The 25742-nt window shown below is 44.1% G+C and carries 28 protein-coding genes; 20 read left to right on the top strand and 8 right to left on the bottom strand.

The window, feature by feature from the left end; all coding sequences use genetic code 11:
• Positions 1–17: 17 nt before the first annotated feature.
• The 5 genes from LDO51_RS11390 (at position 18) to LDO51_RS11370 (ending at position 5829) form a co-directional block, all read left to right on the top strand.
• Positions 18–761 carry a fimbrial biogenesis chaperone gene (locus LDO51_RS11390; protein WP_225574663.1) on the top strand — a complete coding sequence of 248 codons (744 nt, stop codon included), beginning with the start codon at positions 18–20 and terminating at the stop codon, positions 759–761.
• A complete protein-coding gene (locus LDO51_RS11385; protein ID WP_225574662.1) occupies positions 718–1536 on the top strand; it encodes a fimbrial biogenesis chaperone in 819 nt (272 codons plus the stop codon). The genes LDO51_RS11390 and LDO51_RS11385 overlap by 44 nt, the downstream gene beginning before the upstream one ends.
• 70 nt (positions 1537–1606) lie before the next feature.
• Positions 1607–4228, top strand: coding sequence for a fimbria/pilus outer membrane usher protein (locus LDO51_RS11380; protein ID WP_225574661.1), 2622 nt, complete (start codon positions 1607–1609; stop codon positions 4226–4228).
• 42 nt (positions 4229–4270) lie between these two features.
• Entirely contained in the window at positions 4271–5392 is a 1122-nt protein-coding gene (locus LDO51_RS11375) for a hypothetical protein (protein WP_225574660.1), read from the top strand.
• 203 nt (positions 5393–5595) lie between these two features.
• The gene (locus tag LDO51_RS11370) at positions 5596–5829 is read left to right on the top strand and encodes a helix-turn-helix domain-containing protein (protein WP_225574659.1); all 234 of its coding nucleotides are present in this window, start codon (positions 5596–5598) and stop codon (positions 5827–5829) included.
• 219 nt (positions 5830–6048) lie between these two features.
• On the opposite strand, the gene lysA is transcribed toward LDO51_RS11370, so the two are convergent.
• Positions 6049–7308, bottom strand: coding sequence for a diaminopimelate decarboxylase (lysA, locus tag LDO51_RS11365; protein WP_225574658.1), 1260 nt, complete (start codon positions 7306–7308; stop codon positions 6049–6051).
• Between the two features lie 123 nt (positions 7309–7431).
• Here lysA and LDO51_RS11360 point away from each other — a divergent pair, with 123 nt between their 5' ends.
• Complete coding sequence (locus LDO51_RS11360; protein ID WP_225574657.1) at positions 7432–8367, top strand: LysR family transcriptional regulator; 936 nt, start codon at positions 7432–7434, stop codon at positions 8365–8367.
• Here LDO51_RS11360 and LDO51_RS11355 read toward each other — a convergent pair.
• A complete protein-coding gene (locus LDO51_RS11355) occupies positions 8347–9261 on the bottom strand; it encodes a LysR family transcriptional regulator (protein WP_225574656.1) in 915 nt (304 codons plus the stop codon). The two genes, LDO51_RS11360 and LDO51_RS11355, sit on opposite strands and share 21 nt — an antisense overlap.
• A 125-nt stretch (positions 9262–9386) precedes the next feature.
• Between LDO51_RS11355 and LDO51_RS11350 the strand changes: the two genes are divergently transcribed.
• Positions 9387–10259, top strand: coding sequence for an MBL fold metallo-hydrolase (locus LDO51_RS11350; RefSeq protein ID WP_225574655.1), 873 nt, complete (start codon positions 9387–9389; stop codon positions 10257–10259).
• 142 nt (positions 10260–10401) lie between these two features.
• A complete protein-coding gene (locus LDO51_RS11345) occupies positions 10402–11046 on the top strand; it encodes a DsbA family protein (RefSeq protein ID WP_225574654.1) in 645 nt (214 codons plus the stop codon).
• Here the strand turns inward: LDO51_RS11345 and LDO51_RS11340 are convergent.
• On the bottom strand, positions 11039–11716 hold the full coding sequence (locus LDO51_RS11340) for a prepilin peptidase (RefSeq protein ID WP_225574653.1): 678 nt from the start codon (positions 11714–11716) through the stop codon (positions 11039–11041). The two genes, LDO51_RS11345 and LDO51_RS11340, sit on opposite strands and share 8 nt — an antisense overlap.
• A 290-nt stretch (positions 11717–12006) precedes the next feature.
• Here LDO51_RS11340 and rsmE point away from each other — a divergent pair, with 290 nt between their 5' ends.
• The 9 genes from rsmE to hemW all read left to right on the top strand — a co-directional run bounded on the left by rsmE (position 12007) and on the right by hemW (position 18833).
• Positions 12007–12738, top strand: a complete 732-nt coding sequence (gene rsmE / locus LDO51_RS11335; RefSeq protein WP_225574652.1) for a 16S rRNA (uracil(1498)-N(3))-methyltransferase — start codon at positions 12007–12009, stop codon at positions 12736–12738.
• 9 nt (positions 12739–12747) lie between these two features.
• The gene (gene gshB / locus LDO51_RS11330) at positions 12748–13695 is read left to right on the top strand and encodes a glutathione synthase (RefSeq protein ID WP_036954166.1); all 948 of its coding nucleotides are present in this window, start codon (positions 12748–12750) and stop codon (positions 13693–13695) included.
• Between the two features lie 142 nt (positions 13696–13837).
• Positions 13838–14401 carry a YqgE/AlgH family protein gene (locus tag LDO51_RS11325; RefSeq protein WP_225574651.1) on the top strand — a complete coding sequence of 188 codons (564 nt, stop codon included), beginning with the start codon at positions 13838–13840 and terminating at the stop codon, positions 14399–14401.
• Positions 14401–14820 (top strand): Holliday junction resolvase RuvX, encoded by a 420-nt coding sequence (ruvX, locus tag LDO51_RS11320; RefSeq protein WP_225574650.1) that lies wholly within the window; start codon positions 14401–14403, stop codon positions 14818–14820. Before LDO51_RS11325 ends, ruvX begins: the two co-directional genes overlap by 1 nt.
• A gap of 128 nt (positions 14821–14948) precedes the next feature.
• Complete coding sequence (locus LDO51_RS11315; protein ID WP_282560238.1) at positions 14949–15641, top strand: YggS family pyridoxal phosphate-dependent enzyme; 693 nt, start codon at positions 14949–14951, stop codon at positions 15639–15641.
• A gap of 16 nt (positions 15642–15657) precedes the next feature.
• Complete coding sequence (gene proC, locus LDO51_RS11310; RefSeq protein WP_225574648.1) at positions 15658–16479, top strand: pyrroline-5-carboxylate reductase; 822 nt, start codon at positions 15658–15660, stop codon at positions 16477–16479.
• Between the two features lie 20 nt (positions 16480–16499).
• Positions 16500–17084: a YggT family protein gene (locus tag LDO51_RS11305; protein WP_132496256.1), complete on the top strand. Its 585-nt coding sequence runs from the start codon at positions 16500–16502 to the stop codon at positions 17082–17084.
• 23 nt (positions 17085–17107) lie between these two features.
• Positions 17108–17701 carry an RdgB/HAM1 family non-canonical purine NTP pyrophosphatase gene (gene rdgB, locus LDO51_RS11300; RefSeq protein WP_225574647.1) on the top strand — a complete coding sequence of 198 codons (594 nt, stop codon included), beginning with the start codon at positions 17108–17110 and terminating at the stop codon, positions 17699–17701.
• Positions 17694–18833 carry a radical SAM family heme chaperone HemW gene (gene hemW / locus LDO51_RS11295; protein WP_225574646.1) on the top strand — a complete coding sequence of 380 codons (1140 nt, stop codon included), beginning with the start codon at positions 17694–17696 and terminating at the stop codon, positions 18831–18833. The genes rdgB and hemW overlap by 8 nt, the downstream gene beginning before the upstream one ends.
• Before the next feature lie 96 nt (positions 18834–18929).
• On the opposite strand, the gene LDO51_RS11290 is transcribed toward hemW, so the two are convergent.
• The 5 genes from LDO51_RS11290 to trmB all read right to left on the bottom strand — a co-directional run bounded on the left by LDO51_RS11290 (position 18930) and on the right by trmB (position 22924).
• Positions 18930–19880 (bottom strand): siderophore ABC transporter substrate-binding protein, encoded by a 951-nt coding sequence (locus tag LDO51_RS11290; RefSeq protein WP_225574645.1) that lies wholly within the window; start codon positions 19878–19880, stop codon positions 18930–18932.
• A gap of 216 nt (positions 19881–20096) precedes the next feature.
• A complete protein-coding gene (locus LDO51_RS11285; protein ID WP_225574644.1) occupies positions 20097–20828 on the bottom strand; it encodes a DUF2884 domain-containing protein in 732 nt (243 codons plus the stop codon).
• Between the two features lie 42 nt (positions 20829–20870).
• Positions 20871–21797 (bottom strand): glutaminase B, encoded by a 927-nt coding sequence (gene glsB / locus LDO51_RS11280; protein ID WP_225574643.1) that lies wholly within the window; start codon positions 21795–21797, stop codon positions 20871–20873.
• A gap of 78 nt (positions 21798–21875) precedes the next feature.
• Positions 21876–22205, bottom strand: coding sequence for a YggL family protein (locus LDO51_RS11275; RefSeq protein ID WP_225574642.1), 330 nt, complete (start codon positions 22203–22205; stop codon positions 21876–21878).
• A 2-nt stretch (positions 22206–22207) separates the two neighbouring features.
• The gene (gene trmB, locus LDO51_RS11270) at positions 22208–22924 is read right to left on the bottom strand and encodes a tRNA (guanosine(46)-N7)-methyltransferase TrmB (RefSeq protein WP_154604527.1); all 717 of its coding nucleotides are present in this window, start codon (positions 22922–22924) and stop codon (positions 22208–22210) included.
• Positions 22925–23161: 237 nt separating this feature from the next.
• Between trmB and mutY the strand changes: the two genes are divergently transcribed.
• The 3 genes from mutY (at position 23162) to mltC (ending at position 25692) form a co-directional block, all read left to right on the top strand.
• Entirely contained in the window at positions 23162–24229 is a 1068-nt protein-coding gene (gene mutY, locus LDO51_RS11265) for an A/G-specific adenine glycosylase (protein ID WP_225574641.1), read from the top strand.
• Positions 24226–24495 (top strand): oxidative damage protection protein, encoded by a 270-nt coding sequence (locus LDO51_RS11260; RefSeq protein ID WP_006657365.1) that lies wholly within the window; start codon positions 24226–24228, stop codon positions 24493–24495. Before mutY ends, LDO51_RS11260 begins: the two co-directional genes overlap by 4 nt.
• A gap of 123 nt (positions 24496–24618) precedes the next feature.
• The gene (gene mltC, locus LDO51_RS11255; protein WP_225574640.1) at positions 24619–25692 is read left to right on the top strand and encodes a membrane-bound lytic murein transglycosylase MltC; all 1074 of its coding nucleotides are present in this window, start codon (positions 24619–24621) and stop codon (positions 25690–25692) included.
• Positions 25693–25742: the final 50 nt, after the last annotated feature.

Raw genomic sequence — 25742 nt, 5'->3', positions numbered from 1 at the left:
CAAAGGAAACAATAACAATGAAACTAACAAAATATCTTTTGCCACTTTGCACATTGCTCTTTGTGGGATTTTCACTAGGTATCGTCAAACAAAGCCAAGCTAATGGTGGCTTAAGCTTAAGCCAGACCCGTGTTGTCTTTGATGGAAAAATGAAAAGCAGCAAAATCGCCATCAACAATAACAGTGAACGCGTGTACTTAATCAATAGTCGTGTTTTAAAAACACCTAATGACCAAGAGAAAGGGGCTCAAGCTCTGCCATTTATGGTGACGCCACCTTTATTTCGCTTAGAAAAAAATAGCCAAAATACCGTACTGATTTCTCGTCATAACACATCGCCACTGCCCACTGACCGAGAATCTGTTTTCTATTTAAGCTTTTTGGCTATTCCATCAGTTCAAAAAAGTAGCGCTGCAAGTGATGACGATATGACCGCCACACAAGTCTCTCTTGGGCTTCGTATGTTAATCAAACTGTTTTATCGCCCAGGTGATTTAGGCATGCCCGTCTCTGCCGCACCTAAAAACCTGCGCTTTTCACAGCAAGGAAAACAATTATTCGTTGAAAATCCAACGCCTTATTACCTGACATTCGCCCAATTAAAGCTGGATGAACACATTATCAATGTCCGCGAACAAGGTGCCATGATAGCCCCATTTTCTAGCCAGACTTATCACGTTCAAACACCAGCGAAAACAATCTATTGGAACGTTATTAATGACTACGGTGGCATCAGTGAAACATTCCAGTGGAAACCATGATGAAGGTGAAAATATGACAACATTAAACGCATTATTGTGGGGTGGAATAGCTGCGCTACTGAGCGTCACTGCACAAGCAAACATGCCGGAAGAAGGCATTACGATGCAAGGAACTCGGCTCATTTATGCTGCGAAGGCGAAAAATGGTGTGACGTTCAATGTCACCAATAACTCGGCACAAGTTTATCTTTTGCAATCACGGGTTTTACCTTGGAAAACTCAAAATACAGAGTCTGCTATTACGCAAAACCATGACAAAAAATTAACGCCATTTATGGTTTTACCGCCGTTAGTCCGTTTTTCTGAAAATGAAACTGTCACCTTGCGTATTCGTTTAACAGAAAACCGCTTACCCATTGATAGGGAATCCGCTTTCACCTTGGCGTTAAAAGCAATCCCTGGGCAACCCGTTCCTGAAATAGCCAAAGGTGAAGGCGCAAAGATGGTATTAGCTTTGCAAAATAACATGAAAATGTTTTATCGCCCCGAAGGTCTTCCACACATGGATGCCAATGTTCGTGCGAAGAAATTGCAGTTTGCGTCTCGAGACGGGCAGTTAGAGATCAACAACCCAACACCGTATTACACAACATTTGGGGAGCTTTCTATTGATGGTCGCGTTATTTCGCAGTCCTCAATTCCAATGGTAGCGCCTTACAGCCATGTTCTTCACTCTATAAAAACAACAGACAAGGCTGAAATTCGTTGGAAAATTATTGATGACTTAGGGCGAAAAACCGCAGAGCAAACCCAGCGCTTAAATGCCCCCCATTAAGACTGAAAAATTAATGTGAGACGTTTTCGAATATTTCACTGTGATGGATAGACGAATTGAGAATCGATGTATGTACTGTACTCAACAAAAACAAAAAACAGATCATCTTGCGGTATTACCCGCATTTTTTCGCCTAAGTTTGCTGACGATTGGAATACTCAATTTATTTCCTAAAGCAATTGCAGATGATTATTTTGACCCAAGCTTTCTTTCGTTAAGTGGAGAGTCCGAACACGTTGACTTGTCTGCATTCAGTGAAAAAGGTGGCGTTGCTGAAGGGGAATATACCGTTGCCATTTATGTGAATAAACGCGATGAAGGTCAATTAACATTAGCATTTAAAAAAGATAAGCAAGGCAAAGTTCAGCCCCAATTGACCCCTGAATTACTGCAAGCGTGGGGGGTTAACGTCCCCAATATGCCTGAGCTAAACTCGCTACCATTTCAAGAGCCGATTGATAATTTAGCAACTTATATTCCGCATGCAGTCACACAGTTAGACTTAGCAAGCTTACGTTTAAACATCAGCATTCCGCAAGTGGCAATGACGGCGAAATACGCCAATTATGCCGATCCTACATTATGGGATGATGGAATACCTGCACTGCTTTTTAATTACAACCTAAGCGCAGGCCAAAATAAAAATAGCACTGAAGAGAGCGGAAGCTCAGAAGTGAATAACCTATTCGCCTCAATTATGGGGGGAATGAATCTGGGTGCGTGGCGTTTACGTAGCATGCTGACTCATACGCGAAGTGAATTTCGCGGACAGAAAAATCAAGCTAACCAAACACAAAATCAGACGCGTTTTTCAAACACATATCTTTCGCGGGATATTCGTGCGTTACGTTCAAATCTCTTAATCGGTGAGTCAACAACTGGCGGCGATATTTTTGACAGCGTTCCTTTTCAGGGGCTGCAATTAAAATCCAACGAACAAATGCTGCCGAGCCAACTTCGAGGCTATGCACCCGCAATTAGTGGTATCGCCAATACGAATGCGAGAGTGACCGTTCGACAAAATGGCAACATTGTTTATGAAACCTACATTGCACCTGGGGCTTTCTATATCAATGACATCCAGCAAGCGGGGTTGTCGGGTGACTATGATGTCACTGTCACCGAAGCGGATGGCACTCTGCGCCGTTTTATTGTCCCCTACTCTGCACTACCGATGATGCTAAGACCCGGCGGATGGAAATATGAAATCACCGCTGGACGCTATAACGGTTACCTAACCCAAGGCTCCCGCCAAGCAGATTTTGTTCTCGTGACAGGCGTGTACGGTTTACAAAATGGCGTAACTCTGTTCGGTGGCGTTTTAGCTGCTGAGGATTATCAGGCTGTCACCGCAGGCTCCGGCATATCACTCGGAAATGTGGGCGCTATTTCTGCGGACGTCACCCAGTCTGTCGCCAAATTTGCCTCGCAAAATGATCAATCCGAACGACTGACGGGGCAATCTTACCGAATTCGTTATTCAAAAAGCTTGATGTCCACCGGAACCTCGGTGGATCTCACGGCGTTGCGATATTCCACCGAGAATTTCTATAACTTTAACGAGTACAACAGCCAGGGCTATCGCCTTGAGGATGACTTGAATCCGTGGACATTACAGCGCCGCCGAAGCAGCTTTAAAACACAGCTTAGCCAGCAATTAGGCGATTTTGGTACCGTACGGTTACAAGCCAACCGAGATGATTATTGGGGGAACAGCAAAACCCTTACAGGTATGTCTCTGGGTTACAGCGGCAATATTCAAGGAGTTAACTTTGGTGTGAACTATAACATTGACCGAGTCAAAGACGCGGCGGGTCAATGGCCTGAAAACCGACAAATCAGCCTCAATATTAATATCCCATTTCGTATTTTCGGATACGGGGAGAATTTACAGTCAATTTATGCCACGACGAGCCTCACTCACGATAATCATGGCCGAACCCAAAACCAAGTCGGGATCAGCGGTAGCACTCTAAACAATAGCCTGTCCTACAACCTGTCTCAAAGCTGGGGAAATCAAGACATACCCGCGATGAGTAATGCCAACCTCGGCTACCAAGGAAATAAAGGCAACCTCAGTTTAGCCTACAGCTACGGTCATGATTCACGTTCAGTGAATATGAATGCGAGTGGTGGCGTGTTGGTACACAGCGGCGGCATTACATTATCCCCCGTTATGGGGGATTCCGTGGCACTCGTCAGCGCACCAAACGCATCAGGCACCAGCATTACCAACGGAAATACCGTGGTTGATTGGCAAGGTTATGCCGTTGCCCCTTATTTATCGGATTACATGAAAAACAGCATCGGTATCGACCCGACAACCCTGCCTGAAGGTGTCGATGTGAAAAACTCGAATGTTAACGTGTACCCAACCAAAGGGGCAGTTGTGAATGCCAAAATAGCCACACGTATTGGCTATCAAGCCTTAATGACGTTGACCCAGAGTAACCAACAACCGGTACCTTTCGGGGCAATTGCGACGCTGATAAGCAAATCCGAGCAAGAAGAGGCCAGCGGCATTGTCAGTGATATGGGACAAGTGTATCTATCGGGATTACCAGAGCAAGGCACCCTTTGGGTTAAATGGGGTGACACCCCCGATAGACAGTGTCAAGTGGCGTTTAACTTAACGGATATCACCGTTAACACCGATATGCCAATTCGCCAGCTACATGCAACGTGCCAATAACTTATTGTTTCAATAAATTAAATAAAATTTTCTAGGAACAACATGATGACAAAGTCACCACTATTACTGACATTTATTCTATGTAGCCCTTTATGGCTCCTCGGTCATGCTCAAGCTGCTGTTGAATTACACCGAGGATTTAATGAGCTAGGCACTGCCTCAGCCAATATCAAAGGAAGCAATGGGTTATCACTCTCAAAGCTTGATTGGGATGGTTTAGCCTTTAACGTCAGTAGAAGCAATGCAAGTTCACGCTGCCAATCCCCTAATCAGGATATCAAACTGACCACCTTGGATGCCTATACCGGATACCAGTTTACCCCTGGGTTGTTATTCGTTTTATATTCAGGAACCATTTCAGGTACCCGCGATTTTAACTGGGGGTTATTAGGTATGCTAAAACCGTTACCTTACAGTTATACCTTTTCACCCACGGGAGTATTGTCCCCCCCAACTTACACCGAAGCGGAGTGGTGCGCAGACCCAAGAACAACGCAACAAGGATTAGGTACTGTTAACTTATCAGGGAGTGGTGGCAGTACAACAGGAAGCGTCAAAGTCGGCATTTATGTTCCAGAAAGCACCCCACTAGGTACTACTGGAACACTGGAAAGCTTATATATCAACCGAGGAACTCCCTCAGAAACCCCCGACAGTGCAGGGCAAATTATCGGCACAGGTGTTGAATATGTGGTCGTAGGGCAACTGGCTTGCACCGTTTTGGCGCCACCTATTGTGGATTTTCGAAACATAAAACTATCGGGTAATGAAACGGACGGCACCATACTGGCGAATGAGACAGGAAACGTCACGGTTAACTGCTCTGGGGATGCCGATGCAGAACTTGATGCCACAATGTCAGTCACAGGTACGCAAGCTCGTTACACAAATACCTTAAAAATGAACATGGTCGATTCAACCGCAGCGGCACCTGCAGAAATTAGAGGGTTGATTGGTCCCGGAATTGTACAAACCGGTGTTTGTGATGGAAATAGCAGCCATCTCGGATGGATTCAATTTACCAATAAAGACCAAAATATTGCCGCCGGAAAATTAAGGCCGGGAAGTAATACCATTCCCTATAATTTCACATTATGTTCCGCGGGTGCTTATACCTTAGGCATTGCAGAGGCAACCGCCACACTGAATATTTACTGGAATTAATCTTAGTTTAAAAACGGGCTAATTATATAAGAAAGATAAATTTTAAAATAAAAAACCAATGAAATTATTGAAAATAAAATAATAAAAATCGCAATACCTTTACTCAAATAAAATAAAAATCACCATAAAAAAGAGGAGTGAATTAATTATTTTTTAAATGATTTAATCACTTTAAATATATTATATAAATTAATGAGGTTACCATGGAAAACAATGATAGCTTAACACTCAGAGTTGGACGTTTCATTCGTAAATCAAGAACGGAAATGGGTTTAACTGGCGCACAACTCGCTGAGTTAATGAATATTAGCCAACAACAAATATCTCGCTACGAAACAGCGAGGTCGAATTTAAATTTAGAACAACTTGATGATCTTCTGTGTGTTCTTGATAAATCGTGGAGGCAATTAATTGATGATGTTGAAGCTGATCTTTAATACATAGAGCTACTATTTTTAACATTATTTTCGCTCATATATTTATAAAATCAACGATAACGTATTCATAAGTTGTTTCTATTAATGTCACATTTAGATCCTCCGTAAATTTTTACGGGGGTGCCGTTTCAATTAATCATTACCTATTAATATAAAAGACCCTGCTAGCAGAGTCTTTTATCGATATTCAATAGCCAACATTAAATAATCAAAATTAATTTACAGTTCTAAGGCTAATAACTCTTGGATAGTTTGACGGCGGCGAATAAGCGTTGGTTGACCTGCAATAAACAACACTTCAGGCAGCAATGGACGGCTATTATAGTTTGATGACATTGAAGCGCCGTAGGCTCCTGTGTCATGGAAAACTAAATAATCCCCAACATTCATCGCAGGCAGCAAGCGGGTTTCCACCATCCCGCCTTCTAGCTGGGTAAACACATCCCCGGATTCACACAATGGCCCCGCCACAATGGTCTCTTTTAATGGCTGATTGTCAACATTGCTACCGTCTGCTGGCAATACCGAAATATGGTGATAACTACCATACATCGCAGGGCGCATTAAATCATTAAAACCGCTATCCACCAGCACATAATGGCGGCTGCCCATATCTTTAACTGCACGCACTTGTGCCAGTAACACCCCCGACTCCGCCACTAAATAGCGGCCCGGCTCAATTTCTAATTCAATAGAGTGACCTAAGTGCTGTGCGATACGCTGACGCGCGTTATCCCACAGGCTGTAATAGTGTTGAACATCAATAAGTTCATCCTGTTCGCGATAAGGTGTTGATAAACCGCCACCCGCAGAAATAGCCTCAATATCCACCCCCGCAGACATCACCAGTTCCACCATGGAATCACATACATTGGCAAGATGCTGATAGTCAACACCGGAGCCAATATGCATGTGGATACCCACTAACTTCAGATTGTACTGTTGGATTTTCGCTAATGCTTCAGGTAAATCTTGGTGCCAAATCCCGTGCTTGCTGTTCTCTCCGCCCGTATTGGTTTTTTGGCTATGACCATGACCAAAGCCCGGATTAATACGCAGCCAAACTGGATGACCAGCCTTATGCTCACCAATCTGTTGCAGCATATCGATGGAGCCAGCATTCACAGGAATATCCAGTTCAGTCACTTTACTCAACGTGGCGGGATCTAATACATCCGCCGTAAACACGATTTCCGATTTTTCACGACCCGGCTGAAAACCTGCCACTAACGCACGCTCAATTTCACCCAATGACACGGAATCCACTTTCACGCCCTGCTCACGCATCAAACGCAAAATATGAATATTGGAACAGGCTTTTTGAGCAAAACGAACCGTATCGAACACTTTCAGTTGTCCAATACGGTCAATAATCACTTCACTATCATAAACCCAAACTGGCGTACCAAACTGCGCAGGTAGTGCACGCAAATGTTCAGGAGTTAAATACTGGCTGGTGGTGCTGGCGAATGTAGTCATCAAAACCTCGTTGGCAAGTTTTATTATAGTCAGTTCGATTATTAGACGAATAAGACGGGAAAAAAAATATCCTTTTTGCTAGAGTTTATTCATATTTGATATATAAATACGAAAGGAGTAATCATGCAGGCAATTTCTTGGCGACATATCGAAATTTTTCGTGCAGTAATGACCACCCCCAACCTCACAGAAGCGGCAGCATTGCTAAATACCTCCCAACCAACCATTAGCCGAGAACTTGCACGACTCGAACATTTATTGCAGTTTAAATTATTTGATAGAGTCAAAGGTCGCCTACACCCAACAGCCCAAGGCTTGCGCTTTCATGAAGAAGTAGAGCACTCCTACTATGGTTTAGAGCGTATTCGCAATTCAGCAGAAACTATTCGCCGCTTTGAACACGCTCAAATTTCCATTGCCTGCTTACCTGCTTTCGCACAATCTTTGCTGCCCCAAGTTTGCCAAGCTTTTATGGAAAATTACCCCGAGGTGAACTTAACGGTGATCCCGCAAGAGTCCCCCGTGTTAGAAGAGTGGCTATCCGCCCAGCGTTATGATGTGGGGCTAACTGAGCACTTACAAACCCCGCCGGGCACAGAACAACTGACTTTAGGCTCCTTAAATGAGGTGTGTGTGCTGCCGGTTGGGCACCCTTTCGAGCAGAAAAAGGTCCTCACTCCACAAGATTTTCATCAACAACGTTTTATTAGCCTCTCTCTCACGGATAGTTATCGGCAACTCATTGATACCACCTTTGCCGAACATCAAGTGGCGCGAAAAATGGTGATGGAAACCCACTCCGCTTCTTCTATTTGCGCCATGACCTTGAAAGGAATTGGTGTTTCTATCGTCAACCCGCTGACTGCATTGGATTTTTATCAGCAATCAGCAGGTAAACTGGTGATCCGCCCACTCAGTTTTTCTATCCCATTTACCGTCAGCTTAATTACGCCGAATCATCGCCCATCATCTCAGATTACCCATATTTTCACTGAGCATTTGCAACGTACCTTTACACAAATTGAGCATGACCTCGCTTTAGCGCTGCGACATCAATGAGAGCCAGTAAGGGGAGGTTTTAAACCAGTTGGCAAGGAAGTCGATCACGGCACGTAGTGGCATTGGCATATGCTGCCGACTGGTATAGACCCCATAAATGCCAAGGGGCATCGGCGTGTAATCCGGTAGCAACTGAATCAATTCCCCCGATTGCAAATAGCTCGCCACCGAATAGTAAGGCTGCATGGCAATGCCCGCACCATTTAATGTCGCTTCCATTAAAAATACAGATTCATTGGCACTCAAACGCCCATCCACCAGCACCGTCGAAGTTTCCCCTGCTTTTTCAAAACTCCACATGCTACGCCCAAAAAAGCTGTAAGTTAGGCACTCCATCAGCGCCAAATCTTCGGGTTTGGTAGGCAAATTTTTGCCTTTTAGATACTTCGGTGAAGCGCAAATCACGGAATGACAGGTTGATAGCGGCTTGGCAATTAAATTCGGTTCTAACTGATTGGTGATACGGATAGCCAGATCGATGCGTTCTTCAATTAAATTCACCGATTTATTCGAGATCTGCATATCAATCATCATATTAGGATAAGTTTGCAAGAATTCAGAAATCGCTAGAGACAATGCACTTTGGGCGATGGATTGGGAGCAACTAATGCGTACCAAGCCAGCTAACTCTTTCGTATCATGTTTTTGCTCAACCGGAACGCTTAAAGAGAGTGCGTTCAACTGTAATGATTGCTGATAAACCCCTTCCCCCGCTGACGTTAAACTTAAGCGCCGCGTGGTACGGTTAAGCAAGCGTACTCCTGCCCACTGTTCCATTTCTGCCAAATAACGCGTCACCATCGCACGGGACATATCCAGTTTATCCGCGGCTCCGCTCAAACTCCCTTGCTCAACAATAGTAATAAACACCTGCACCGCTTTGAGTCTATCCATATCATTTGACCGATTTATGCAACAAACAAGACCTGATTATGACGTTTTTCTCACCTTAATTGCAATTTAATATACATACCAAGCCAAATCAGGCACACAACATGACTTAACATTAGGATAGAAAAATGAAATTATCGACTGTATTCACTGCGACCGCGTTTGCGACTGTCACTCACTTTGCTCAGGCAGCTGACTTAACCTTAGATGTCTATAATCCAGGCAATAACAGCGTGTTTCCAGTCTCTTCTGAAATTATCAGCGGCGATAAAGAAGTGGTTTTGATTGATGCACAGTTCCAAAACAATGATGCCCAGCAGCTGGTCAATAAAATCAAAAAGCTGGATAAAAAGCTGACCACCATTTATATCAGTCACTCAGACCCAGACTACTATTTTGGTTTAGAAACGCTGACTAAAGCTTTCCCTGATGCCAAAGTGGTTGCGACTCAACAAACCGTTGATGCGATTAACGCCACTAAAGATGGCAAACTGGCTTACTGGGGTGGCATCTTAAAAAATGAAGCACCAAGCAAAATTGTGGTGCCTGAAGTTATCAAAACCAATCACTTCACTGTGGATGGTGAAATCTTAGAAATTAAAGGGTTAGATGGCGCATCACCTGACAGAAGCTACGTTTGGGTGCCTTCACTCAAAGCGGTTGTCGGGGGTGTTGTTGTTTCTGACAATATCCACGTTTGGGTTGCCGACACACAAACCAAGCAATCCCGCCAAGGTTGGCAACAAACGTTAGAAAGCATCAAAGCACTGAAACCAAGCGTGGTTGTTCCGGGGCACTTTACGGGGAAATCAAAAATGGATCTGGCGAGTGTGACTTTTACCCAAAAATATTTAACGGACTTTGAAAAAGCTAACAGCCAAAGTAAAGATTCCGCAGAACTTATCAAGAAAATGGAAGCTCGCTACCCAAGCTTGGATGACAAATCCAGCTTAGAATTAGGCGCTAAAGTGGTAAAAGGCGAAATGCAGTGGCCGCAATAAGTCACTAATCAGCTAAGACCAATTGTGACGGAGATAGCGTTTATTAGCTCGCTATTTTCCGTCAGTTCCCTGTTTTTCATTAGCTTGCTTTTCAGTAAATTGAATAGAATGATAAAACAAATAATTCGAGAGAATAAAAACCATGAACACAATTACCCTACATTATATTTATGACCCTTACTGTGGCTGGTGTTATGCCGCTGCACCGTTAATCGCCATCGCTGCTAATCACTCAAATATTCACCTAGAATTACATGGTGGTGGAATGTTAGCCGGCAATGCACGCCTGCATCTTGATGACCAATTCCGTCAATATATTTTGCAATCAGATAAACGCATTGCCGCAATGACGGGTCAAGTTTTTGGTGATGACTACATCACCATGCTGCACCAACCCAATGTGGTGATGGATTCTGCGCCGCCACAAACCGCCATTTTGGCCGCAACAAAACAGGGCAAAGGCGTTGAAATGCTCAAAGCGTTGCAAAAAGCCCACTACGTTTCAGGTCGCCAGATTAAGCAGCCCGAAATCTTAACGGAAGTGGCGCAAGAAATTGGCTTAAATATCGATCAATTCCAAAAAGATTATGCCGAATGTGCACAAACTGAAACGGACTCACACATTGCCCAAAGTAAACAATTGCTCGGCCAATCCGGTGCATCTGGCTTTCCAACCTTGTTAATCGAACAGCAAGGAAAATGGTTACGAGTCCCACTGCAAAACTACCTTGGCGAGCCAGAAAAATGGCAGCAATTTTTAGACTCACTGGTGAAAGCCGCTAATTAGAATGCAAGCTAAGCAGCAGCCAAAAACTGGCACTGCAAATAATGGCGGGACCAAACGGAATACTCTGCATTAATTTCTGTTTGCCTCGCCATTTCTGTTTTTCTCCCCATGCGCGCCAAAGAAAATGCAGTAAACCTAAACTTGCTGCAAGCACCAAAAAATAGGGAAGATAAAAAACACCGAGCCAAGTTGCACAAGCCGCGATCAGTTTAAGATCCCCTCCCCCCATTTGCGGCCGCCGACGAATTTTTTCCACCAACGTAGTAATAACTACCAGCCCAACATAGCTAAATATCAGTGCGTAAATGGCGGATAACAGATTTCCCGCTGGCATTATCCACTGAAATAGCAGACCAAAAACTAGTAAAGGATAATTGAGGACATTTGGTAAATAGCCTGTTTTGAGATCGATTAAACCTAACGGAATAACCAAATTAAAAAACAGAAATAATAAAGCGAGAACGGAAGGAGCATAACCAAAGAGCGCAATCACCGTTCCTAACACCCAATATCCCGCCCATGTCCAGTGGAAACCGATAACTATGCTTGGAAAATCAAAATAGCGTTCAGGAATTTGTCTCAGTAACTGAGTTGTCAGCCACGCTGACAAGAGGGACAATAGTGTGATTAGCAATATAGGTATTAAAAATCCATTTACGGCATCAATCATGGTGTTCTCCTTTTCCATGAGTGGTAAAGATGGGTTTACTGGATAAAGACAGGGCTTACTATACGGCGCTGGATGCAGAAACCAACACTATAATTTCGTGGTTTTGGGTCGGTTTTATCGACAAATTTAGCGTCGATATGAGAGTGTGAAATGCAAGGCACAGACGAGCTAAAAAATCCCTCTTTTTAGTTATAAACTCAGTCCGTCCTCTTGTTTTTCGAGATTTTGCCCCCATATCCAGCATCAGTTATCTTGCATCTATTATCTAAACTATGGACTAAGGAAAAATCATGCGCGTTCCACGCATTTATCACCCAGAGCCACTCCAAATTAATACCACCATTTCGCTTTGTGATGATGCAGCCAACCATGTGGGTCGAGTTCTTCGCATGACAGCCGGACAGCAGCTAGAATTGTTTGATGGAAGCAATCACACATTCCACGCTGAAATTACCGAGGCAACGAAAAAAAATGTGTTTGTGACTATCCAAGACAGCACATTGGATGACCGTGAATCCCCATTAGATATCCACCTTGGGCAAGTGATGTCCCGCGGTGAAAAAATGGAATTCACCATTCAAAAATCCGTTGAACTTGGTGTCAACACAATCACGCCACTACTTTCAGAACGTTGTGGCATACGCCTTGATGGCGAGCGTTTAGAGAAAAAATTGCAGCAGTGGCAAAAAATTGCCATTGCCGCCTGTGAGCAAAGTGGTCGCAACCGCGTCCCTGTAATTCGCCCCGTTCAATCCCTTGAAGCATGGTGCGCAGAAAATGACGGTGCGTTTAAAATTAATTTACACCCACGGGCAAGCGAGAGCATCAACACGCTTCCCGCTGATTTAAAGCATGTAAGGTTGCTGATAGGCCCAGAAGGTGGCTTATCTGCTGACGAAATTGCCATGACAGCCAATTATCAATTTACTGATATCCTGTTAGGGCCACGAGTATTACGAACAGAAACGACCGCGCTAACCGCTATAACGGCATTACAAGTGCGTTTAGGTGACTTGGGTTAAGGAGATAAAATGATCAAGCTCGGCATAGTAATGGATCCTATTTCATCCATTAAAATCAAAAAAGACACCAGTTTTGCAATGATGCTGGAAGCTGCACGCCGCGGTTATGAAATCCATTATATGGAGATGAACGACCTGTACCTGCACCAAGGCGAAGCCCGTGCAACCACAAAAATTGTGACGGTCGAAGAGAACCCAACCAAATGGTATGAGTTCCACTCAGAACAAGACATCGCCCTGAGCGACCTTGATGCCATTTTAATGCGTAAAGACCCGCCATTTGATACTGAATATATTTACGCGACTTACATTCTTGAGCGCGCAGAACAAGCGGGTAGCTTAATTGTCAACAAGCCACAAAGCCTACGTGACTGTAACGAAAAGCTGTTTACAGCATGGTTCCCTGAGTTAACACCAGATACCTTAGTGACTCGTAGCTCTGAAAAACTGCGTGAATTCCATAAAAAACACGGTGACGTGATTTTTAAACCGCTAGACGGTATGGGCGGTGCGTCGATTTTCCGTTTGAAGAAAGAAGACCCGAACGTTGGCGTTATTATTGAAACGTTAACGGAGCACAATTCCCGTTATTGCATGGCGCAAAACTTCTTACCAGCCATTAAAGAAGGTGACAAACGTGTGCTGGTGGTTGACGGTGAACCTGTGCCATATTGCCTTGCACGTATTCCAGCACAAGGGGAAACCCGTGGAAACCTTGCTGCTGGTGGTCGCGGTGAAGCCCGTCCATTAACAGAAAGTGACTGGGCAATTGCTCGCGCTGTTGCTCCGACCTTAAAAGAAAAAGGACTGATTTTCGTGGGTCTGGATATTATCGGTGACCGCTTAACTGAAATTAACGTCACTAGCCCGACTTGCGCCCGTGAAATTGAAGCTGCATTTGATATCTCCATCACCGGTATGTTGATGGATGCGATTGAACGCCGCCTGAAAAAATAATTTTTATGAAGGATCGTGTGTAAATAAAAACACATCATTCAAAAGGCAGCCTTTCGAGGTTGCTTTTGGTGTTATTTACCATCACAGTAACAAGCTATCTTTATCATAACGAATAGGAACATAACCCCTGAGCTTGCCATTTATGAACTTACAGAATCATTTTTTAATTGCCATGCCTTCACTGACGGATCCCTATTTTGATCATTCCGTGGTGTATATCTGCGAACATAATGAAAATGGCGCGATGGGCCTCGTGATCAACAAGCCTATTGAAGATTTTTCTGTCGCAACCATGCTGAAAAAGCTGGAAATTGACGTGTCTGACAACACCAACGCGCGAAATCTTGAAAAAATGGTGATTGCGGGTGGACCTGTTTCTGAAGAGCACGGGTTTATTATCCATACCCCTGTTGCGGGTTATGCAGCAAGTTTGCGCCTCAATGACCATGTCATGGTAACGACCTCTAAAGATATTTTAGAAACATTAGGCAGCGACCAACATCCCATGAATTCTTTAGTGACGCTCGGTTATTCAAGCTGGGAGCCGGGGCAGTTAGAAAATGAAATCATGGAAAATAGCTGGTTGACCGTTAAAGCCGATCCTAAACTGATTTTTGATACGCCATTAAACGAACGCTGGAAAGCCGCAGGTAACCTTTTAGGCATCGACATCCATAATATCTCCATGCAAGCGGGGCACGCTTAATGTCAGCTAGAACTTTATTAGCGTTTGATTTTGGGACGAAAAGTATAGGCGTCGCTGTCGGTCAAGGGATCACCGGTACCGCCCGCGCTTTAGCCTCATTAAAAGCCAGCGATGGCAGGCCTGATTGGTCACAAATTGAAAAATTGCTCAAAGAGTGGCAGCCGCAGCTGGTGATCGTCGGGCTTCCTTTAAATATGGATGGCACTGAGCAGCTCGTCACTAGCCAAGCACGTAATTTTGCCAATCGCATTCACGGGCGCTTTGGTGTGCAAGTCAAGCTACACGATGAAAGACTGTCTACTGTAGAAGCCAAAGCGGGGCTGTTTGAGCAAGGTGGCTATCGCGCATTGAGCAAAGGCAAAGTAGATTCCGCCTCTGCGGTAGTGATTTTAGAAAGTTGGTTTGAACAAAATTACTAAAAAGCACATCTTTACGTTTATTTTCCCCATTCAGTTGCTGCAAAGGTGCCGTTCGCCCTTAATATGTTTTACACTAGGGCTAATTCTCACTATTCACCGAATGTCACTGAAAAACGGTATTGAATAACATGACCATTCAAAAAAACCTATCTGATGTCACTGAGCGTATTCATCTTGCTGCAACCGAGTGTCAGCGCTCTCCTCAAGATATTACCCTGTTAGCTGTGAGTAAAACCAAGCCCTGTGAAGCCATTCTAGAAGCCATTGAGGCGGGTCAACGCCAATTTGGTGAAAACTATGTGCAAGAAGGCGTGGAGAAAATCCAGCACTTTGCAGAAAGAACCGACTTAGTTTGGCACTTTATTGGTCCACTGCAGTCCAATAAAAGCCGCTTAGTGGCAGAACATTTTGATTGGTTCCATACTTTAGATCGCGCCAAAATCGCTCAACGTTTAAATGAGCAGCGCCCTCAAGATAAAGCGCCACTAAATGTGCTGATTCAAATTAATATTAGCGATGAAAACAGCAAATCGGGAATACTCCTCGAGGAAGTGAATGAACTTGCTGCCCAAGTCGCCCAATTACCCAATTTAGTACTGCGTGGGTTAATGACCATTCCAGCCCCAGAAACCGATTATGAGCGCCAATGCGCGGCGTTTCGCCAAATGGAACAGGCATTCGAGCAATTGAAAGCCAACTATCCTACTGTGGATACCTTATCCATGGGGATGACCGACGATATGCGCGCCGCGATCCACTGCGGATCGACACTTGTGCGCATCGGTACTGCCATTTTTGGCGCCCGTCAGTACCATAATTAATCTTTAGGAGAACAACATGCAACATCGCAAAATTGCCTTTATTGGTGCGGGAAATATGGCGAATGCCATTATTGCGGGTCTTGTGGCTCATGGCTATCCTGCATCGATGATCACCGTCTGTTCACCTACCCCAGTACGCCGCGATAAAATGGCACAGGACTACGGTATCATTAGCACCAATGATAATTTCACCGCTGCCCAGCAAGCGGACGTGATTGTTCTGGCCGTCAAACCGCAAATGATGAAAGACGTTTGTGAACCTCTTCAACAACTCACAAACTTAGAAAACAAACTGATATTAACCATCGCAGCGGGTATTCCTGCGGCTCGTTATAATGACTATTTTGCCCATTCGCTGCGTTTAGTACGCATTATGCCAAACACCCCATCACTGGTTGGCAAAGGCGTTAGCGGCTTGTTTGCCCAATCGAATGTTTCTGAAGATGATAAGCAATTTACTCAACAATTGATGGAAAGCGTCGGTTCAACAACCTGGTGTGCCAAAGAGAGTGAAATCAACAATATCATTGCGTTAACCGGTAGCTCCCCCGCTTACTTTTTCTTGTTCATGGAATCCATGCAGCAAAAAGCCGAGCAGCTTGGCTATGATGAAAAACAAGCCCGCGAATTGGTTCTTAATGCTATTGAAGGTTCCGTGGCGTTAGCGAAATCACAAGGGGATACCCCGTTTTCAACCTTGCGTGAGCAAGTCACCTCTAAAGGCGGTACCACCGCAATGGCTTTAGAGCAATTTTACCAAGGCCATCTGCCGCAAACCGTCGCCAATGCTATGCAAAGCGCGATTGACCGAGCGGAAGAGATGGAAAAACTTTTTTAATTTATTTTTTGGGATAAGCCATGCAGACTATCGTTTTTGTTGTTACCACCCTGATTCAACTGTACATCTTTGTGCTTCTGCTCAGAGTATGGATGCAGTGCGTTCGTGCAGATTTCTATAACCCATTCTCGCAGTTTGTGGTTAAAGCAACCCAACCTATCGTGGGGCCTTTACGCCGCCTCATTCCCTCCGTTGGCTCCATTGATACCGCAACCCTGCTGGTGGCATTTGTACTGGCGATTGCTGACATTATCTTTGGTATGTGGGCGACCAATATGCTGCCAGCCATCGGCCTAACCTTACTGCCTATGGGATTAATTCTCTTACTGACTTATATCGGTAAATTAATTTTCTGGATGATCTTAATTCGCGCCATTTTAAGCTGGGTCAGCCAAGGCCGTAATCCTGTTGATTATTTACTGTTCCAATTAACTGAACCGTTAATGGCACCGATTCGTCGCATTATTCCTGCCATGGGCGGGTTAGATTTCTCTGCGATGATTGTGATGTTTATTTTGATCGCCCTGAACTACTTACGCGTCGATGTCTCTTTAATGATTGACCCTGCGTTAACCGCCATGCTGTTCTCTGTCGGCATTATGTAAGGGAAATAAGGGAAATAGAAACGATGCAAAAAGTTGTATTAGCCACAGGTAACCCGGGAAAAGTTAATGAATTAGCGGATTTACTTCGCGAGTTCGGCATGGATATCGTCGCTCAAACCAGCCTTGGCGTTGAATCCGCGGAAGAAACCGGATTAACCTTTATCGAGAACGCAATTTTAAAAGCCCGCCATGCTGCCGCACAAACAGGCTTACCCGCTATTGCCGATGATTCCGGTATTTCAGTTGATGCTTTAGGTGGCGCACCGGGAATTTACTCTGCGCGCTATGCGGGTGAAGATGCGACCGACCAGCAAAACCTCGATAAGCTTCTCGATGCCATGAAAGATGTGCCTGATGACCAACGACAAGCACAATTTAACTGCGTGTTAGTGTATCTGCGCCATGCAGAAGACCCGACACCGTTAGTGTTCCATGGCCGCTGGCATGGGCTATTAACCCGTGAAGCTAAGGGGCAAGGTGGCTTTGGCTACGACCCGATTTTCTACGTACCTGAATTAGGCTGTACTTCTGCTGAACTGACTAAAGCTGAAAAACAGGCAGTTTCACACCGCGGTAAAGCCCTTGCGATGATGTTGGATGCTCTGAAAAATGCTTAAGCTTCCTCCATTAAGCTTGTATATCCATATTCCTTGGTGTGTACAAAAGTGCCCGTATTGTGATTTCAACTCACATACTCTTAAAGGAGAAATTCCCCAAACTGAGTATGTTGAACATTTGCTTAGCGATCTTGATAAGGATGCGGCGCTGATTGGCGCCCGTCCGGTTAAAACCATCTTTATTGGTGGTGGTACTCCGAGCTTATTAACCGCTGAATCCATGCAAATGTTGATGGATGGCGTTCGTCAGCGAGTCAATTTAGCCCCTGATGCGGAAGTCACTATGGAAGCTAACCCCGGCACCGTGGAAGCTGACCGTTTTGCTGGCTACCAAGCCGCGGGGATCAACCGCATCTCCATCGGCGTACAAAGCTTCGGGGACGACAAACTGATCATGTTGGGACGTATTCATGGCCCCAACGAAGCCAAGCGTGCCGCGCAACTAGCCACCAGCTTAAATCTACGCAGTTTTAATTTGGATTTAATGCACGGCTTACCGTCACAAACTCGCGACGAAGGGTTATCAGATTTACGCCAAGCTATCGAACTCGCTCCGCCGCATCTTTCTTGGTACCAGCTAACCATTGAGCCGAATACGCAGTTTGGTTCTCGCCCGCCGCGTTTGCCGGATGACGATACCCTGTGGGATATCTACACCGAAGGGCATAAATTACTGACAGCGGCAGGCTATCAGCAATATGAAACCTCCGCCTATGCCAAAGCGGGTTATCAGTGCGAACATAACCTTAACTATTGGCGGTTTGGGGATTATCTGGGTATCGGCTGTGGCGCACACGGCAAAATCACCTCAACCAATGGACAGATTTTACGAACCGTAAAAACCAAGCATCCACGAGGTTATATGGAAGGCCGTTATCTTGATAATCAATATAATGTCGAGAACGAAGACCGCCCATTCGAGTATTTTATGAACCGTTTCCGGTTACTTGAAGCGATGCCTCGCCGTGAATTTACTGATTATACTGGCCTGGCAGAGTCTGTGGTTCGCCCCGCTATCGATGAAGCCTTAGCCAAAGGCTATATCTCAGAAACCACTGATGAATGGCAAATTACCGAACATGGAAAGTTATTCTTAAACTCCCTACTGGAGCTATTTTTAGGGGAAGAGTAATTTCTATTGCTCCATAAAAAAGCCAGCTTAATGCTGGCTTTTGCTTTTACTAAAGGTAATAAACAAGGGTAATAAACGAAAATAATAATCTACCGATTACAGTGCTTTGGTGACTGCATCGATTTGCTCGGTGAGGCTGACTAAACCGCCACCAGAGAGATACCACAAGTCAGATTGCAAATAGGTGATTTTGCCATCTTTATACGCTTTGGTTTCTTGGATGTTTTGGTCTTCAAATACCGTTTTTTCCAATTTACCTGCGCCAATCGCTTCACTGCGATCCACAATCAAAATCACATCAGGGTTCGCTTGAGCGATAGTTTTGGTGTCCACCACACGGCGTTTGGATTTATCAGCATCCGCTTGAACAGGTAATTCAGCACGTTGTGCTTTTACCACATCGTAAACAACCGCTTGGTTATTTGGGATTAATTTGCCGTCATTGTGCAGTAAGACCAGCACTTTTTTATTAGATGCAGCTGCTTTTTTCTGAGCTTCTGCAATGGTTTTATCCAACTGAGCCAGTTGCTCATCCACCGCTTTTTGGTCACCGTATAAATCACCAATTAAACGAATGTTGGCTTTTACTGACTCAATATAATTTTTGCTGTCAGAGCCTAAATTCAGCGTTGGAGCAATTTTTGATAACGCGTCATAAGATTTACCTTGGCGACCCGTGATCACGATTAAATCGGGTTTCAATGCAGCGATCTCAGCTAAGTTTGGCTCCTTCATGCTACCTGCATTTTTGGCTGTCGCAGGGATGCCCGCTTTCACATACGCTGGCGCATTCCCCGTCGGCAGAGCGACAACCTTGTCCCCTAACCCAAGTTTTTGCATTGAGTCATAAATACCGAAGTCAAACAGAACCACTTTCTGTGGTTTTTTCACTACTTCCGTTTCGCCGGAAAGGTGTTTAACTGTGACTTTTTCAGCACCTTGTGCAGTGATTGCATTTGGTGTAAATGCAGCTGATTCAGCACTCAGTGCGTAAGGTGCGGAGAATGATAGGATGGAAACCAGTACCGCGGGAATAAACTTTTTCATATGAATAACACCCATTTAGTCGTTAAGTCAAAGCAGCATTCTAAGGAGAGTTACTCATAAGTCAATTAAATGATAATGATTATTAGTATTGTTTTTATTTATGCTATAACCGTCATAGTTTGATGGTACTTTTTAATACAAAAGGCAGTAATACGTTTCCCTATTACTGCCTTTCATTACCGATGATAACGTTAAGGACTTTGCAAACTATCTGAATTATTTACCGTCAATTGAATTCAGTAAGCTAATGCGTTGCTGCTCTAATGAGGTGACTTTAGAACAGACTTGCTGACCAAACTGCTGAAAACTATTTTCTTGGTTTTTCCATTCACTCTCAATTTCTTGCTGTAACCCACCAAGGCTACCTAGCATACCTTGCAGCATTTTGTTGGTATCACCACCAGCAAGTAACTGTTTGCGCCCCATTTCATTAATACTGTCTTGTAAAATGCCACCTAAGCTTTCATTGACTAATTCACGACCTGAAGTTTCCACTTTATTGATACCTTCATGGTGGAAAGCGTAGCCGTTTGAACGAGTTTCAATGATTTGGTTAATTTGGCCGTTTAAATCTTTTTCAAGTTTAGTCAAGCGATTGCGAATGTTGCTATCGCTACCAATCACCTTAACCACCACTTTATCGAGGGATTTACGCGATGCCGCTAATTTCTCTTCAGATTCTTTTTTTATCCACGGCAAATCCTGACGAACAGCCGATTGATAACGCAATGCTTGTTGCTGCTGCTCAGAGGTTAGCGCAACTTTTTGACCATTCAGGGTTACATCACCGTTTGGTGTAATGGTTAAATCACCGCTACGACCGAGCACTTGAACATGTTCAGGCGTCATAAAAATGTCGTCTTTAGGGGTTACTGCGCAGTTATAATCCGCTGCTTGGCTAGTGGCGCAGGCCAGTAATGAAAACGCAATTAAAGTACGGCGTAACATAAAATCTCCTCGTCGATTACCTCTATATTTGTTGAGAGGTAATTAGAAAACAGAACGTCCAATTCGCTTCGATAAAAGTTCTAAGGCGGCACAACCAACCAAAGAGTTTCCGGCTGGGTCTAATTCCGGTGACCACACTGCAACTGTAAATTGGTTAGGAACCACACATACAATACCGCCACCGACGCCTGATTTACCGGGCATTCCAATACGAAATGCAAATTCACCGGAACCATCATACATACCACAAGTCATCATCAACGCATTGATTTGTCGAGATTGTAGCGGTGTGATAATTGGGTCTATCGAACAAGGGGATTCACCTTGATTCATTAAATAGGTAAAACACCTAGCCAGTTCGACACAATTCATACTTAGAGAACAATAATGAAAATAAGTTTCTAAAACCGTTAAAACATCATTATCAAAATTGCCAAAAGATTTCATTAAATATCCGATAGCTGCATTACGGCTCGCATGTTCCAATTCTGAGCGAGCGACATTTATGTCGTAGCTAATGTCGGGTTCGCAAGCGAGTTTTCGGACAAACTCCAGCATGCGCTGTTTTGGTGCGCTCAAACGAGATTGCAGCATGTCGGCAATCACAATCGCACCAGCATTGATAAAGGGATTACGAGGAATGCCCTTTTCCATTTCGATTTGAATCAATGAGTTGAACGGCAGCCCTGATGGCTCTTTGCCAACACGACTCCAAATTTCTTGCTCTTCGTAGCGCGTCATTGCCAAGGTTAAACTCAGAACCTTAGAAATGGATTGAACTGAAAAACGTTTTCGTGCGTCTCCAGCGGTAAATACGTCGCCATTTACGGTATGAACCGCTATCCCCAAATGATGAGAAGGAATACCGCCAAGCGCCGGTATGTAGTCTGCCACCTTTCCTTGACCTATCAGGGGGCGAACTTGATCCAAAATATCATGCAGTAATTGGTCAGAAAACTGGGTACTCAAGTGTTTTGCTCCAGAATGAATTACTCTAGAAAATAAAGGCATCCGATTGGATGCCTTTATTAATAATCAAACTAGTTATTATTCCCACCAAACATCAAACAGTTCAGAAACAACAACGTCGTTCATCCCTTTTGAATTTAGCCAGTTTTCAACGATTTGACGGTGTTCTTCGGTACATTTACCAATTTTTTGCAGGCAAACAATTCCTTCCCAGTTCATGTAGCCGCTAGCTTCAAATGCTAGACCGTTTGGCTCGATAGCTTCAGCAATCAGTTGGTCAACGACGCTGTCCACTTCTTCGATTGGCGTGCCTTCTTTAAAGTTCCATTTAACAATGAAACCTAATTCTTGGAACTCGTCCAAACGCATTTTTTTACGTAAACGGCGACTACGTTGTTGTTTAGCCATGATTAAACCCTCTTAAACATTAAATCCCATACACCGTGCCCTAACCGCTGGCCGCGCTTTTCAAACTTTGTTTCTGGTCTTGATTCAGGACGAGGAACGTAGTCCCCTGACGTGGATACGTTTTCATACCCAGCCACGCTGGTCATTACCTCAAGCATATGTTCTGCATAAGGTTCCCAATCTGTCGCCATGTGGAATACACCACCATCAATTAATTTACTGCGAATTTTTTCTGCGAAAGGCACCTGCACAATACGACGTTTATTGTGTTTCGCTTTATGCCAAGGGTCAGGGAAGAATAACTGAACCATTGCTAAGCTACCGTTCGGGATCATGAAGTCTAAAACTTCAATGGCATCGTGGCACATCACGCGTAGGTTGGTGATGTTTTCTTCTTTTGCTGATGCCAAACAAGCCCCAACGCCCGGTGCATGCACTTCAATACCCAAAAAGTTTTGATCTGGGTTTTGTGCTGCCATCGTCACTAATGAGGTGCCCATTCCAAATCCAATTTCCAGAGTGACTGGATTTGAATTATTAAATAGTTTTGCGAAATCAAAGGGTTCATTGACAAAATCGATCCCCATTTCTGCCCATTCGCTTTCTAATGCCTCTTCCTGACGTTTTGTCAGACGCCCTTGACGGCGGACAAAACTACGGACACGGCGCATAACCCGCCCTTCTTCATTATATTCGGGGGAGATAACGTTATTGATCATAATAAAGTTCTAAAAAATTCGTTGTCCAGTTAGATAATGTGCCAACAAGAGTATAAAAAAAACCAAACATACCTAATTAATTAATATCTAAGTATGGTGGGAAAGGGAGTTTAGCAAAACTTCAAGGATCTTGCAGTTGATAATTGGATAACTTTACACAAGAAGCGGTTTACAGCTATCACCGTCTATGTTGCAATCCTCTCCATCACTGAAATCGCGATAAAAATATTATAAATAATGGAAGCTCAACAATTCTCAAGTGCAGTGCTCAAGTGGTATCACAAATACGGTCGTAAAACGTTGCCATGGCAGCAGGAAAAATCCTCCTATCATGTTTGGCTCTCTGAAGTCATGTTGCAGCAGACCCAAGTCAGCACAGTCATTCCCTATTTTGAAAAATTCACCCAACGCTTTGCGGATGTGACCGCACTGGCGAATGCGCCCCTTGATGAGGTTCTGCATTTGTGGACAGGACTCGGTTATTATGCGCGAGCTCGCAATCTGCATAAAGCAGCGCAGGTGATTGCCACCCAATATAATGGTCAATTTCCTACCACATTTGAGGAAGTAAATGCGCTTCCTGGGGTGGGACGTTCAACGGCAGGCGCCATTCTCTCCCTTTCTCAAAAGCAGCATTACCCAATTTTGGACGGTAACGTAAAACGCGTGCTGGCTCGCTGCTATGCTGTCGCGGGTTGGCCGGGAAAAAAAGAGGTCGAAAATCGCTTATGGGAAATTAGCACCAACGTGACGCCCAAAGTGGAAGTGGAATATTTTAACCAAGCCATGATGGATCTTGGGGCAATGGTGTGTACTCGCAGTAAACCGAAATGTGAGCTATGCCCACTCAATACTGGCTGTGTTGCTTACGCTAACCACACTTGGCAAGAATATCCGGGGAAAAAACCTAAGCAGAAAATTCCGGAAAAAAGCGCATGGTTTTTGATCCTTCAGCATCAAGATAATGTCTGGTTAGAACAGCGCCCACCATCTGGCATTTGGGGCGGTTTATTCGCATTCCCACAGTTTGAGAGCCATGAGCAACTGGCTCAATGGCTGGCTGATTCAGGTCTACAACATGACACGCCTGAACAATTAATTGCTTTTCGCCACACGTTTAGCCATTTCCATTTAGATATTATCCCTGTAAAAGTTAATATTCAGGCATTTAACTCTGCCATGGATGAAGACAACGGACTCTGGTATAACTTACACCTAGGCGCAACTGTTGGGCTCGCTGCCCCGGTTGAAAGTTTACTAAAACAACTTGCCTTACTACCTGATATTCGAGGAAAAAATAAATGAGTAGAACCATTTTTTGCACTTTCTTACAACGTGACGCTGATGGGCAAGATTTCCAGCTTTACCCAGGTGAATTAGGAAAGCGTATTTTTAATGAGATTTCGAAAGAAGCATGGAGTCAATGGATGACAAAACAGACCATGCTGATCAATGAAAAGAAATTAAACACCATGAACCCAGACGATCGCAAAATGCTGGAACAAGAAATGGTGAAATTCTTATTTGAAGGTCACGATATTCAAATTGATGGCTATACCCCAGAAAAATAGTTTTTAGGTCTATACCTATCGAACCTCAAGTTGCATGGCTCGGTTTACTCACCTCCTGCAACTTGAATGTTTTAGAGTAAACGACCAAATAAGTAGCTAGCTTGCATTAATATTGTGGATCGTATGAAAAAATTATTTGCTCTCACATTGTTGGTTCCCCTGATTATTTCTTGTTCCAGTAATCAGAAATCCGACTTTAATCCTGACTACGTCAAAGATACCAATGGCTTTAATATTTTGATGGGGCAATTTGCTCATAACATCGAAAATATATGGGGAATTAAAGAAGTTCTCATTGCAGGGCCAAAAGATTATGTGAAATATACTGATGAGTATCGTACCCGTAGCCACATTAACTTTGATGCAGGGACAATCACAGTTGAGACCATCTCTGCTGTAGAGCCATCAGAGCACCTGAAAAAAGCGATTGTCACCACTTTATTGATGGGCGATGACCCGAATTCCATCGACCTCTATTCTGATATTAACGACATTCCCTACAGTAAAGAACCATTCCTGTTTGGTCAGGTCATGGATAATACGGGCGAACCGATTCGCTGGGAGTGGCGAGCCACTAAATTTGCAGATTATCTGGTCAGCAATAAAATGCAGCGCAGACAGTCCGGTATGAATATTGTTTGGTCGGTGACCATGCAATTGGTACCAAACCACTTAGATAAACGTGCCCATAAATATCTGCCATTTATTAAGAAATCCTCCGCAAAATACGGCGTGGATGAATCATTAATACTGGCCATCATGCAGATTGAATCGAGCTTCAACCCATACGCGGTAAGTCGTTCTGATGCGCTAGGCTTGATGCAAATCATGCCAAATACCGCCGGTAAAGATGTATTCCGCTCTCAAGGTAAATCTGGGGTACCAAGCCGTAGTTATCTGTTTGACCCTGAGCAAAATATTGATACAGGTACGGCATACCTAGCTATCTTACAAAATAGCTATTTGGGGGATATCAGTAACCCAACTTCACGTCGCTATGCGGTCATTACCGCTTATAACGGCGGCGCAGGTAGCGTACTACGTGTATTCCATAGCGATAAAAAACAAGCAGCTCAGCGTATTAACAAACTTGAGCCTGGCGAAGTTTACGAAACGCTTTCCACCAAGCACCCTGCGGCGGAATCTCGTAACTATCTTATTAAAGTGAATAAGGCGCAGAAAAAATATCTACGCTAATAAATCCTTAAAATAGTGAAAAAAAAATGCCAGCAGACCATCTCGGTTGC

Origin of the sequence: Providencia alcalifaciens, assembly GCF_020271745.1 — a bacterium.
Lineage (GTDB): Bacteria > Pseudomonadota > Gammaproteobacteria > Enterobacterales > Enterobacteriaceae > Providencia > Providencia alcalifaciens_B.
Note: the sequence above shows the minus strand (reverse complement) of the source record. Positions and strands in the feature narration are given on the sequence as shown.

What these genes read in the sequence shown, in the direction of transcription:
- LDO51_RS11285 (WP_225574644.1), bottom strand. Translation starts at nt 20,828, where the DNA reads ATGTTACGCCGTACTTTAATTGCGTTTTCATTACTGGCCTGCGCCACT.
- LDO51_RS11385 (WP_225574662.1), top strand. Translation starts at nt 718, where the DNA reads ATGACTACGGTGGCATCAGTGAAACATTCCAGTGGAAACCATGATGAA.
- LDO51_RS11355 (WP_225574656.1), bottom strand. Translation starts at nt 9,261, where the DNA reads ATGGATAGACTCAAAGCGGTGCAGGTGTTTATTACTATTGTTGAGCAA.
- ruvX (WP_225574650.1), top strand. Translation starts at nt 14,401, where the DNA reads ATGTCAGCTAGAACTTTATTAGCGTTTGATTTTGGGACGAAAAGTATA.
- LDO51_RS11275 (WP_225574642.1), bottom strand. Translation starts at nt 22,205, where the DNA reads ATGGCTAAACAACAACGTAGTCGCCGTTTACGTAAAAAAATGCGTTTG.
- LDO51_RS11340 (WP_225574653.1), bottom strand. Translation starts at nt 11,716, where the DNA reads ATGATTGATGCCGTAAATGGATTTTTAATACCTATATTGCTAATCACA.
- trmB (WP_154604527.1), bottom strand. Translation starts at nt 22,924, where the DNA reads ATGATCAATAACGTTATCTCCCCCGAATATAATGAAGAAGGGCGGGTT.
- rdgB (WP_225574647.1), top strand. Translation starts at nt 17,108, where the DNA reads ATGCAAAAAGTTGTATTAGCCACAGGTAACCCGGGAAAAGTTAATGAA.
- mutY (WP_225574641.1), top strand. Translation starts at nt 23,162, where the DNA reads ATGGAAGCTCAACAATTCTCAAGTGCAGTGCTCAAGTGGTATCACAAA.
- LDO51_RS11380 (WP_225574661.1), top strand. Translation starts at nt 1,607, where the DNA reads ATGTACTGTACTCAACAAAAACAAAAAACAGATCATCTTGCGGTATTA.
- hemW (WP_225574646.1), top strand. Translation starts at nt 17,694, where the DNA reads ATGCTTAAGCTTCCTCCATTAAGCTTGTATATCCATATTCCTTGGTGT.
- lysA (WP_225574658.1), bottom strand. Translation starts at nt 7,308, where the DNA reads ATGACTACATTCGCCAGCACCACCAGCCAGTATTTAACTCCTGAACAT.
- LDO51_RS11315 (WP_282560238.1), top strand. Translation starts at nt 14,949, where the DNA reads ATGACCATTCAAAAAAACCTATCTGATGTCACTGAGCGTATTCATCTT.
- LDO51_RS11260 (WP_006657365.1), top strand. Translation starts at nt 24,226, where the DNA reads ATGAGTAGAACCATTTTTTGCACTTTCTTACAACGTGACGCTGATGGG.
- LDO51_RS11370 (WP_225574659.1), top strand. Translation starts at nt 5,596, where the DNA reads ATGGAAAACAATGATAGCTTAACACTCAGAGTTGGACGTTTCATTCGT.
- LDO51_RS11390 (WP_225574663.1), top strand. Translation starts at nt 18, where the DNA reads ATGAAACTAACAAAATATCTTTTGCCACTTTGCACATTGCTCTTTGTG.
- LDO51_RS11345 (WP_225574654.1), top strand. Translation starts at nt 10,402, where the DNA reads ATGAACACAATTACCCTACATTATATTTATGACCCTTACTGTGGCTGG.
- gshB (WP_036954166.1), top strand. Translation starts at nt 12,748, where the DNA reads ATGATCAAGCTCGGCATAGTAATGGATCCTATTTCATCCATTAAAATC.
- LDO51_RS11290 (WP_225574645.1), bottom strand. Translation starts at nt 19,880, where the DNA reads ATGAAAAAGTTTATTCCCGCGGTACTGGTTTCCATCCTATCATTCTCC.
- proC (WP_225574648.1), top strand. Translation starts at nt 15,658, where the DNA reads ATGCAACATCGCAAAATTGCCTTTATTGGTGCGGGAAATATGGCGAAT.
- LDO51_RS11350 (WP_225574655.1), top strand. Translation starts at nt 9,387, where the DNA reads ATGAAATTATCGACTGTATTCACTGCGACCGCGTTTGCGACTGTCACT.
- LDO51_RS11375 (WP_225574660.1), top strand. Translation starts at nt 4,271, where the DNA reads ATGATGACAAAGTCACCACTATTACTGACATTTATTCTATGTAGCCCT.
- mltC (WP_225574640.1), top strand. Translation starts at nt 24,619, where the DNA reads ATGAAAAAATTATTTGCTCTCACATTGTTGGTTCCCCTGATTATTTCT.
- LDO51_RS11360 (WP_225574657.1), top strand. Translation starts at nt 7,432, where the DNA reads ATGCAGGCAATTTCTTGGCGACATATCGAAATTTTTCGTGCAGTAATG.
- rsmE (WP_225574652.1), top strand. Translation starts at nt 12,007, where the DNA reads ATGCGCGTTCCACGCATTTATCACCCAGAGCCACTCCAAATTAATACC.
- LDO51_RS11325 (WP_225574651.1), top strand. Translation starts at nt 13,838, where the DNA reads ATGAACTTACAGAATCATTTTTTAATTGCCATGCCTTCACTGACGGAT.
- LDO51_RS11305 (WP_132496256.1), top strand. Translation starts at nt 16,500, where the DNA reads ATGCAGACTATCGTTTTTGTTGTTACCACCCTGATTCAACTGTACATC.